General features: G+C 49.7%; 1 pseudogene. It reads left to right on the top strand.

The features are described 5' to 3' along the window. Window positions 1-57: 57 nt before the first annotated feature. Window positions 58-314: pseudogene (locus tag AB4585_RS23270) on the top strand (hypothetical protein); the annotation flags it as partial.

Below are 314 nucleotides of genomic sequence, written 5' to 3'. Positions count from 1 at the left end.
GCAAAACAGCAACGTTTTGTTCAGTTGATAGAGCAGAGCCGCTCTCCAATGAGCGCCATGCAGTCCCTGTATCGCTTGTGGGGGTACAATGCCTCAATTGTTGATGCAGATTGCGAGTATGGTACTCAGCCTCCATTTCATTGCTTTCAGGGCGCAGCAGACCTTCCAGAAATCGTCGCGTCCAACAGACCCGTTGTGCTGACCCTATATGAACAGCAGCAGCCTTACTTTGCGGTATTAAGAAGTATTAATAGTGACAGTGTGGAACTGTTGCTTGCCGGAGAGCGAGTCCAGTTGCCGATCACATGGTTAGA

This window comes from Vibrio sp. 10N.222.49.C9 (assembly GCF_041474985.1).
In the GTDB taxonomy this organism is placed as follows: domain Bacteria; phylum Pseudomonadota; class Gammaproteobacteria; order Enterobacterales; family Vibrionaceae; genus Vibrio; species Vibrio crassostreae_C.
The sequence above is the reverse complement of the archived record's forward strand: the minus strand, read 5'-3'. Positions and strand labels throughout refer to the sequence as shown.